Annotated in this window: 6 protein-coding genes; 3 read left to right on the top strand and 3 right to left on the bottom strand. The window is 40.2% G+C overall.

Going from position 1 to position 9,148, the window contains the following annotated elements; translation table 11 throughout:
* Positions 1 to 169 precede the first annotated feature (169 nt).
* Positions 170 to 2,740 carry a TonB-dependent siderophore receptor gene (locus H4J63_RS18810; protein ID WP_182197962.1) on the bottom strand — a complete coding sequence of 857 codons (2,571 nt, stop codon included), beginning with the start codon at positions 2,738 to 2,740 and terminating at the stop codon, positions 170 to 172.
* Between the two features lie 512 nt (positions 2,741 to 3,252).
* Positions 3,253 to 3,567 (bottom strand): DUF962 domain-containing protein, encoded by a 315-nt coding sequence (locus tag H4J63_RS18805; RefSeq protein ID WP_182197961.1) that lies wholly within the window; start codon positions 3,565 to 3,567, stop codon positions 3,253 to 3,255.
* A 164-nt stretch (positions 3,568 to 3,731) separates the two neighbouring features.
* Here H4J63_RS18805 and H4J63_RS18800 point away from each other — a divergent pair, with 164 nt between their 5' ends.
* The gene (locus H4J63_RS18800) at positions 3,732 to 5,888 is read left to right on the top strand and encodes a prolyl oligopeptidase family protein (RefSeq protein ID WP_182197960.1); all 2,157 of its coding nucleotides are present in this window, start codon (positions 3,732 to 3,734) and stop codon (positions 5,886 to 5,888) included.
* A 98-nt stretch (positions 5,889 to 5,986) separates the two neighbouring features.
* Here H4J63_RS18800 and H4J63_RS18795 read toward each other — a convergent pair whose 3' ends face one another.
* The gene (locus H4J63_RS18795; RefSeq protein WP_182197959.1) at positions 5,987 to 7,279 is read right to left on the bottom strand and encodes an anti-phage deoxyguanosine triphosphatase; all 1,293 of its coding nucleotides are present in this window, start codon (positions 7,277 to 7,279) and stop codon (positions 5,987 to 5,989) included.
* A 247-nt stretch (positions 7,280 to 7,526) separates the two neighbouring features.
* On the opposite strand from H4J63_RS18795, the gene H4J63_RS18790 reads away from it, so the two are divergent.
* Both H4J63_RS18790 and H4J63_RS18785 read left to right on the top strand, forming a co-directional pair.
* On the top strand, positions 7,527 to 8,333 hold the full coding sequence (locus H4J63_RS18790; RefSeq protein ID WP_182197958.1) for a glucosaminidase domain-containing protein: 807 nt from the start codon (positions 7,527 to 7,529) through the stop codon (positions 8,331 to 8,333).
* Complete coding sequence (locus H4J63_RS18785; protein ID WP_024606444.1) at positions 8,326 to 8,994, top strand: DUF2987 domain-containing protein; 669 nt, start codon at positions 8,326 to 8,328, stop codon at positions 8,992 to 8,994. The genes H4J63_RS18790 and H4J63_RS18785 overlap by 8 nt, the downstream gene beginning before the upstream one ends.
* Positions 8,995 to 9,148 lie beyond the last annotated feature (154 nt).

Genomic DNA, 9,148 nt, shown 5'->3' with positions numbered 1-9,148 from the left:
TACCAAGCGCACAGGGCGTGCATCTGTGAAAGTGTTATGGAAAGGATGGCTTAAGTTACAAGCCATCCTGGAAGGCTACGATTTAGCAAAATCTCTTGAGTCAGACTTGTGATCAAGAGACAGCCTAATCGGTGGCTTTTGTGTGTTTGGTTACTTTAAGCTGCGCTTATTAGAACTTCATTTCTATTTTACCGTACACGTAGCGTCCGTTAAATCCATACGGCGAGAAGCTAGAGTAAGCAAATAAACGTGAGAAGGTGGTTACATCGTCAACATTTTCACGGGTTGCATCTGGGTAAACATCAAAAATGTTATTAGCCCCTAAGCTCAGCGATAAGTTTTCGCTAAGCGAGTAGGCGACATCTAAGTCGGTTATCCATTTGGGCTTAAGCACTTCGTTACGTTCTGGGATATCTGAAGGGTCTTGAGTTTCGCCGTAACGTGTTGTTCTAAGCGTGGTACGTATGTCGTCGTTAGTCCATGTTGCGCTTAAGTTGTACTTATTACGCGGTGTGCTTACTTCAAAACGACGCAGCTCAGTGCCTGAGAACAGGTTGTCTTGATCGAACCCTGCACCTTGCAGCTCTGCTGGTGGGTCGATAATATTTGTTACTTCATTTTTACCGTAGTTGTAACCTAGGTTAAAGGCTAAATCGCCATAACCATCGGTTGCTACATTATAAGAGGCAACCACATCAACACCACGGGTTTTACTGTCAATTGCGTTTAAGAAGAAGCGGCCCTGATTAGCACCGGTACCTTCAAGTAGTTGCTCAATAGCAGCACCCGATAAGTTATTTGATAACACAATGCGGTCATCAATTAATATTTGGTAGTAATCAACCGATAAGCTGAAATTAAAGTCGGTAGACCATGTAAAACCAACGCCGTAGTTTGTTGCTTCCTCGGCATCAAGACCAGGTGAGCCTAGTGCTTTTGCTACATCGCTGCCTGGTGCAAATGTGCCGGTTTCGGTTGGTTCGCCATCAACAAATACAGTGGCTACTGAGGTAAAGTATTGCTGTTGTAACGACGGTGCTCTAAAGCCAGTTGATACAGAGGCGCGCAGCGCTAAGTCTTCAGTTAATGAATAACGAGTCGCAACTTTACCGTTAAGTGTATCGCCAAAGTCTGAGTAATCTTCATAACGGGCGGCAACCGCTAAATTCCAATCGTCGGTTAGGTAGGTTTCAAAGTCTATATACAAGCTCACGTTATGGCGGCTATTATCGCCCTCTGATTCGGGTGTAAACCCCGGGAATACTTGTGCGCCCGCTGCGCCAAATGGGCCATCAACTGGGTCGGTTACTGCGCCTCCTGGGCCAAATGTTCCTTGTGCATATGATGCTTCTTCGCCTGCATCTATTTGGTATCCTTCGCGGCGATACTCAGCACCTACAGCTACACTTACCGAGTTTTCTAAGAAGCTGACGTCTACTTCGCGACTAAAATCAACGTTTAAGGTAAGTTGATCGTAAGTAAGTGTTCCTGCATCAAAGCTTGTTTGGCTAGTCGGGCCGTATGAGGTATTTAAACTATTTATAACACCAAACTCAAATGCATCTTGACCATATACGGCCGATACATCGTAATTCCATTCACTTACAAAACCTTTAGCGCCAAGTGCCAGTGAAAAGTCATCTATGTCTGAAGTGATAACAGGTAAAAAGCCATCAGGATAAACTTCTTCTATATTACGGCTATCGCTTGCACGGCGATAAAAACCACCGCCTTCGCCTTCGCGTTTGCTGTAAGAGCCAAACGAATATAAATCGACCTCATTTGTTAACTGGTAACCTGCGTTATAAAACACTGAAAAGTCTTCAACATCGCCATTACCAAAGTTATGGTTATATCGATTTACGGTAAGTTCACGCGGGTCGAGAGAGCCATCATCTAATCGTGCGTAGTTTTCACGATTATCGTAGTCAGAGCGGTTAGTTGAATGGCGGTCGCGGTATTCTGTTGAAATGTTTAAAAAACCATTATCGCCAAGTTCAAAACCCATGTTACCTTGCAGCGTTAGTGTTTGGCCGTCTGTTAAAGAGCGATCGCCCCCTTCGGTAAAGGCTAAATTACCATCACTGCCTTCAGATACAGACTCAAGCTGTGGTACACCGTCCATTTCGGTTACGTTAGCACCATATATAGCCGCCACTGAGCCACCGCTGCTGGCACTTTTAAGCACTATATTAATAACACCGGCTATAGCATCAGAGCCATATTGGGCTGCTGCACCATCGCGTAATACTTCAATGCGGTCGATAGCATTTGCTGGAATTGCATTTAAATCAACTGATGATGAACCACGACCCGTTGAGCCATTTAAGTTAAGTAATGCGTTGCTATGGCGACGCTTACCATTAACAAGCACTAAAGTGTGATCGGGTGCTAAACCACGAAGTTGAGCAGGGCGTACATGGTCACTACCATCAGTAAGTGATGCTTGCGGGAAGTTAAAGCTAGGTAATAAATTGCTAAGTAGGGCATTCGTTTCAGTAAAGCCTGAGTTTTTAAGTGCATCTGCACCAATTATATCGATGGGTACTGCACTGTCTTCTACTGTACGGCCTAATCGGCGAGAGCCAATTACGCTTATTTGTTCGATGTTTTCTTCTGCTTTGGTGTCTTGCTCTGCAGCATTTACTGAGAGCGAACCAAGTAGCGCAGCTGATGCACTCATGGCGAGTAATATTTGTGGTACCGACTGCTGTAATTTTAATAACGGTTTTCTATTCATGCTGTATTTCCCCATACCCATTGAATTATTTTAGTTTTTTACAAAAAGATAAAGATTAAACCTCTTTGTTACCTTGAACATATACTTAATTAACAAAGTCAGTCAATTGAATAACATTCAATTAATTCAAGGTTTTTTATAATTACATTTGGTTGTTTTTTATAATGACCATTGTTTTAGTTATATAGCGAAGGTGATTGCTAAGTAATTGATGGATAATGAATTATATTTAAAAATTAAATTTAACGTTTAATTAACTGGTAAGATGAGGTTGGTAGATTTAACTAATTATTTGTAGGAAGCCATTTTTATTGGGCTGGCAATAAACAACTGTTGAGCTATAAATATTTTTAAAAATATAAAATAAAAATACACCCATTAAATGTTAACTAAATTAACATTTAATGGGTGTATTATAAATTATGTACTACTTATTAGAACCTATACTTTAAAGCATGAAGTAATTTTGTTTTTATAAGTAATTGGTATAAAAAAGAGTGCTAGAAATAGTGTTAAAATTTAATTTTTCCAATAAGTATGTCTTTAAACATTACCCAATCTCCCCACAAACTGTAAAAAGGGTGTTTAAAAGTAGCAGGGCGGTTTTTTTCAAAAAAGAAATGCCCGACCCACGCAAACCCATATCCAATAACAGGTAATAGCCACAATAAACTATATTGCTGTTTCAATAATGCTATTGCGATTACAGCAAGAACGAGTGTGCTTCCTATAAAATGTAAGCGGCGGCAAATCACGTTGCGATGCTCTTTTAAATAATAAGGGTAGAAGGCTTTAAAGCTTTTATACGTGGGGTTTGTACTTTGCATAGTGTGCTCTTTTATTGTTTTTTATTTTAATGAGGGTTGTGCTATTAAAGCGTAAGTTTACATTTGTTTACAGCGATAAATGGCGCTTAACGCATCTAAATAGACAAAGGGGCTAAAAGTTAATAACTTATGTGCACTATTAAAAAATAAGAATGGAACTCAGGATGTTTAAACACACTCTAGCATGTGCTGTAATTGTAGCGCTTAGCGGCTGTTCAGAGCCAACTAATACGGTAACTCAAGAAGAAGTAAAAGCACCAATGAAGCAAGTTAATGCAGTTATATACCCAGAAACAAAAAAAGGCGATATCGTAGATACCTACTTTGAAGAAGCCGTTAGCGACCCATATCGTTGGCTTGAAGATGATATGAGCAGAGAGACTGCCGATTGGGTTAAAACGCAAAACAATTTAACGTTTTCTTATTTAGAACAAATTCCTTATCGCGATAAGTTAAAGCAGCGCCTTGAAAAACTAATGAATTACGAAAAAATAGGCCCTCCTTTTACTGAAGGCGATTACACCTATTTTTATAAAAACGATGGCCTGCAAAATCAATATGTTTTGTACCGCAGTAAAAATGGCGGCGACGTTGAAGTATTTTTAGATCCAAACAAGTTTAGTGAAGATGGTACGACGTCTATGTCGGGTTTATCGTTTTCAAAAGATGGGTCATTGCTCGCGTATCAAATATCTGAAGGCGGCAGCGACTGGCGCAAAATTATAGTTATTGATGCACATACTAAAGAACAAGTTGAAGAAGCGCTTGTTGACGTTAAATTTAGTGGCATAGAGTGGCTTGGCAACGAAGGTTTTTACTATTCAAGTTACGAAAAACCTAAAGGCAGTGAGCTTTCGGCTAAAACAGATCAGCATAAAGCGTATTACCATAAGTTAGGTACAGCTCAATCTGCTGATAGTGTTGTATTTGGTGAAACTGATGCGCAAAAACATCGCTATGTAGGCGCTGATGTAACTCATGATGGTCGATACTTACTTATTTCAGCTAGTACGTCTACCTCAGGCAATAAGCTGTTTATAAAAGACTTAACAAAGCAAAACAGTGAGTTTGTAACGGTTGTTGGAAATACTGATTCAGATACATCAGTTATAGATAACGAAGGCAGCAAGCTGTTTTTAGTTACTAACCTTAATGCACCAAACAAAAAAGTAGTGACGGTTGATGCAAGCAACCCGAGCCCTGAAAATTGGGTTGATTTAATTCCTGAAACCAAAAACGTACTAAACCTTACAAAAGGCGGCGATACCTTTTTTGCAAACTATATGGTTGATGCGATTTCGCAGGTAAAACAGTACAACAAAAAAGGCGAGCTAATTCGTGAAATTACATTGCCAGGCGTAGGTACAGCACGCGGTTTTGGCGGTAAAAAAGATCAAACAACGCTTTATTATTCGTTCACTAACTACAAAACACCAGGTACTACTTATACGTTTGACGTAACTACGGGTGAATCGGGTGTTTATCGTAAATCGGCTATTGATTTTAATAGTGATGATTACACGTCTGAGCAGGTGTTTTATACATCAAAAGACGGTACTAAAATACCGATGGTAATTACCTATAAAACAGGCATTAAGCTTGATGGTTCAAACCCTACAATTTTATACGGTTACGGTGGTTTTAATATTAGTTTAACGCCAAGCTTTAGCCCGGTTAATGCAGTATGGCTTGAGCAAGGTGGTGTATACGCCGTTGCTAATATTCGCGGTGGTGGTGAGTACGGTAAAGACTGGCATAATGCAGGCACTAAATTGCAAAAGCAAAATGTGTTTGACGACTTTATAGCCGCGGCTGAGTACTTAAAAGATAAGAAGTACACCTCTAAAAAACGCTTAGCACTTCGCGGTGGATCTAATGGTGGTTTGTTAGTTGGCGCAGTAATGACGCAGCGTCCTGACTTATTTCAAGTTGCTCTACCTGCTGTAGGTGTACTTGATATGCTGCGCTACCATACATTTACTGCCGGCGCTGGCTGGGCATACGACTACGGCACCAGTGAGCAAAGCAAAGAAATGTTTGAATACATTAAAGGTTACTCACCACTTCATAATGTAAAAGCAGGTGTTGAGTATCCAGCTACTATGATCACAACTGGCGACCATGATGACCGTGTTGTTCCTTCGCATTCGTTTAAGTTTGCAGCTGAGCTTCAAGCAAAGCAAACAGGTAATAATCCAACGCTTATTCGCATAGAAACCAATGCGGGGCATGGTGCAGGTACTCCAACGAGTAAAACAATTGAGCAGTACGCTGATATATTTGGTTTTACGCTATATAACATGGGCGTAGAGTCGTTATAAAACGTTCCAACTAAATATAAAAACTAAAAAGGCCGAGTAAATTAAATTTACTCGGCCTTTTCAATGTTAGCAGTTAGCAGTTAGCAGTTAGCAGTTAGCTACTGCATAGGTGAAAACAATCGTTGGTATGTTTTATAAGCGTACTCGTCGGTCATTCCGCTCAAATAATCGCAAATTATACGCATTTCTTGGTTTTGCTTTTGCGCTTCTATGTATTGTGCTTGTGTTGTTTCGGGCAATAAACGCAGCGGATCGCTAGCAAACGCGGTAAATAACTCTATTAGTAAGTTTTGACCTTTGAACTCTATTTGCTGCATTTCGGGGGCGCGTATTAAACGTTGAAACACAAAATGCTTAAGTATTTGCAATACACTGTCGTATTGGGCATCTAATTTAGCGGTGTACTTTAAAATAGGGCATTCAAAGTTATCGTTTTGAATATCCAAATGTATATGAATAATAAAGGTATTAACCAGCTCACCTATGGCATCTTTTCGCTCATAATCATTTTTTGAAAACAAGCGCTGGGTCAGCGATTCAAGCATGTCGTTTAGCCAGTCAAAGTTTAGTGCTTTTAAATGGGGCAGAGCATGGGTTTGCCAATCGTCTAACGTAAGTACATGGGTTGCAATGGCATCTTCTAAGTCGTGTACCGCGTATGCTATATCGTCGGCATGCTCCATTATGGCGCTGTCGAGCGATTTATACGTTGTTTTAGCGCGGTACTTATCAATAGCAGCATGGTTACCCAGCAACGTTTTATCGTTTTGACTCAGTGGTTCTACTATCCAATTGAATATGGCTGCATCGTCGTTGTATAACCCTTTGGCAGGTCGCCAATCATCCGCTTTTATAAATGCACGACCGGTTGTGGCATCGGGAATGGTATGCCAAAGCGTATTAATAAACGCGGGGTATTTTATAAAACCTAATAAAGTACGACGAGTTAGGTTCATGCCGTGGCCATTACTGTAGGGCTCAAGTTTTGCAACTATGCGCAGTGTTTGTGCGTTACCTTCAAAACCACCGTGATCGCGCATCATGTAATTTAGCGCTATTTCGCCACCGTGGCCGAAGGGTGGATGGCCAATATCGTGCGCTAAACACAGTGTTTCGAGCAGTCCAGTTGATGGAAAGTGCGTAAAGTCGCTATGTTGCGCTTTTAAATGGCGCAATATGCCGGTACCAATTTGCGATACTTCTAAAGAGTGGGTAAGGCGAGTGCGGTAAAAGTCGTTTAGGCCTATGCCCATAATTTGGGTTTTAGCTTGCAAACGCCTAAATGCTGCGGCATGAATAATGCGCGAACGATCGACCTGCCACGGCGAGCGGTTATCGTTAGGACGATGTTTATATTGCTCTATTATTCGGCTTTGCCATTGTTTATCCATACTGCTTACTCACACATAGTTAATATTATTAAACTTTGCTCAGTATACCCATGGACTTATAAATTGCGAATGAACAAATGCACTACATAGGCTCTGTTTTATCGAAACCCAAATACATTGCTGAAAATTCAACCGTAAAAGGTCATCAAACCCCAGTTATTCGCGTTTATAAAGTGGCTTAGGTATAATGCGCCTTCGTATGCTTGTGTATTAACCATGCATAGTTGTTGTTTCCAAGAGAGAATACATGTTAAAAACGATTTTTAAGCTTTTACTAACCGTGTTTTTTGTATGGGCGCTTGCTTACCCGTTTATACAAAGTGACGATGTTGAACTAGATGAACAAACGTCAGAACAACCAAAAAAAGTGAAGAAAAAAGAAAAACCATTACATAATGTAAAACTGCCAAAGTTTTCAGAATTTAGTGATGTTAAAGAAAAAAAACATGCATTTTTTAGCTTTATTCGTCCGCACGTTGAAGCCGAAAACAAAAAAATATTACAGCAACGCGCTAAGCTTGAAATAGCACGCATGATGCTACAAAACGAATTACCTTTAGAAAAAAAGCAAAGCAAAGATATTGCAGCAATATTAAAGTCGTACGGTTTACCAAGCACCATTGATACGCTAATACTTACGCAAGCACTACGCCGTGTTGATATAATTCCTAAAGAATTAGCGCTTATGCAAGCTGCAAATGAATCTGCGTGGGGCACATCGCGTTTTGCACGTATTGGCCTTAACTTTTTTGGTCAGTGGTGTTACACAAAAGATTGTGGCATGGTACCAAAACGCCGTAATACTGGAGCTGCACACGAAGTTGCTGCGTTTAAATCGGTAAGAGCTGCTATAAACTCTTACTTTAAAAACATAAATACGCATCCTGCTTATAAAGATTTGCGCGCAATACGTGAAAACTTACGTCTTGAGCAAAAACCAATTTTAGCGACTGAACTTACACACGGTTTAATGTCTTACTCTGAGCGCGGTGAAGCGTATATAGAAGAGCTAAACACGATGATTAGCCAAAATAGAGCCTACTTTGATGAATAAATACATTTTTAATTGCACCAACGCCATTGCGTTAGTGCTGCTGGGCATGAGTGCATTTAATGTTAATGCAAGAGAATTTGTTATGTCGTATGACGGTTTTTATGACCGATTAAAAGTTGTTAACAAAGGCGACTTTCAATATGCGCGAGTTAATTTTTATATAAGTGATATAGCAACTAATGAAGCGTGTGCCATTAAAAGCGGCACTATTTTAACTGAAAGAAACGAGTACCCACTTAACTTCACCGATAAAGCACAGCTATTATTACCGTTCGATAAGCAACTTGATACAGATAAAGCCGTCATTGTGGTGCAGCCACAAAATCCAGATCATGATTGCCAGTTAAAACTTCAAATAGAAGCAAACGAACTTGAAGATTTAACATTTTCAAAGCAGTCGTTATATACCATTAACGAAGAACTTGATGAGCTGTTAACTGATTTATCGGGCTTTTTTGTAAGTAAATTAATGTGGTTTTTATTACCAGAGCAAAAGGGCGTAGCAGTTACATTTAAAAGCCCAATGCAATTTGATGATAAGAGCATAACGTGTGAAAAGTCAGTGTGTTATTTTGCAGTTGAAGATAGCTGGGAAGATGATAGTGCAGTGCTTGGCGATATATCGAACGTTATTAAAGTAACGCCTTGGATTGTTAAGTAGCTCACATACAAAAAGCGGCATTTAGCCGCTTTTTTTGTTTGCCCAGCGAAGCTGGCAAACCCGATAGGCTGAAAGATGCCTTATTACCCTGACTAAGGGGAAGATAATCTGAATGGCAAGGGCGTCACTGGCCAACGGTGGGGTCTGAAGGAAG

Origin of the sequence: Pseudoalteromonas sp. 5Ae-yellow, assembly GCF_014077565.1 — a bacterium.
Lineage (GTDB): Bacteria > Pseudomonadota > Gammaproteobacteria > Enterobacterales > Alteromonadaceae > Pseudoalteromonas.
This window is presented reverse-complemented; position numbering and strand designations above follow the sequence as displayed.